This window comes from Stenotrophomonas sp. P5_A8 (assembly GCF_056400545.1).
The window spans coordinates 1-1148 of sequence record NZ_JBFULB010000576.1 but is presented as its reverse complement, the minus strand read 5'-3'; the positions used below and the strand labels follow the sequence as shown (position 1 = coordinate 1148).

At 68.2% G+C, this 1148-nt stretch carries 2 protein-coding genes; both read left to right on the top strand.

What is annotated here, in order from left to right:
• Positions 1-566: sigma factor-like helix-turn-helix DNA-binding protein (locus tag AC1DQP_RS20775; RefSeq protein ID WP_478052468.1), on the top strand; the 566-nt coding region annotated here is incomplete at its 5' end.
• A 36-nt stretch (positions 567-602) separates the two neighbouring features.
• A complete protein-coding gene (locus AC1DQP_RS20770) occupies positions 603-1046 on the top strand; it encodes a carboxymuconolactone decarboxylase family protein (protein WP_478052467.1) in 444 nt (147 codons plus the stop codon).
• The last annotated feature ends 102 nt before the right edge of the window (positions 1047-1148 follow it).

Genomic DNA, 1148 nt, shown 5'->3' with positions numbered 1-1148 from the left:
TCCTTGCCCTGCTGGAGCAGCTGAAACCGGACGAGCGCGCCGCGTTCCTGCTCAAGGACGTGTTCGACTACGACTACCCCGAGATCGCCCCGCTGCTGGACCACAGCCCGGCCAATTGCCGCCAGCTGGTGCATCGCGCGCGCCAGCGGCTGCAGGCCGGCAAGCCACGCTTCGATGCCTCGCCCGCGCAGCACCGCGATCTGCTGACCCGCTTCATGGATGCCTCCCAGCGTGGCGACCAGGCCGCGATCCTGTCGCTGCTGCACGCCAATGCGGCGATGGTGTCCGACGGTGGTGGTCGGGTCACCGCGGCGATCCGACCACTGCTCGGCGCCGAGCGCATCGCGCAGCTCTACTGGGCCATCGCCCGGCGCAACGGCGCGCATCCGGCACGGATCGGCTACGTCAACGGCGAGCCGGCCATCCTGCGTTTCCAGGGTGCGCAGCTGCACTCGATCACCCTGGTCAGCATCGATGGCGAGCGCATTGCGCAGGTGCTGAGCGTGCTCAATCCGGAAAAACTGACCGCGCTTGTCACAGCCGGCGATGTGGGCGCGTCCTCCTGATGAAGACGGCCGATGTGGCCGTCATGGAGTCGCCCGATGTCCACTTCGCCCCGCGTTCCGTATTTCCGTCTGGCCAACGAGGCCATCAAAGGCCTGCTGGCCACCAGCAAGGCCGTGCATGACAGCTCGATCGATCCGACGCTGATGGAGCTTGTGTTCCTACGCGTCTCGCAGATCAACGGCTGTGGTTACTGCATGGATATGCATGGCACGGCATTGCGCAAGGGCGAGATCGAGCCGCGCAAGCTCGATACGCTGCCGGCGTGGCACGAAAGCCGTTTCTTCGATGCGCGCGAACGCGCCGCGCTGGGCTGGGCCGAGGCGCTGACGCGGCTGCCCGACGGCGCGCCCTCGGACGCTGCGTTCGATGCGCTGGCGCCGCACTTCGATGAAAAAGGCATCAGCGACCTGAGCGTGGGCGTGGCCGTGATCAATGCCTGGAACCGGCTGGGCGCCGGGCTGCTGCCGCCGCTGCCGTAACCCGGTAGTGCCGGCCGCTGGCCGGCTCTCCGTACACCCATCCCGCCCGGTAGCGCCGGCCGCTGGCCGGCTCTCCGTACACCCACCCGCCCGGTAGTGCCG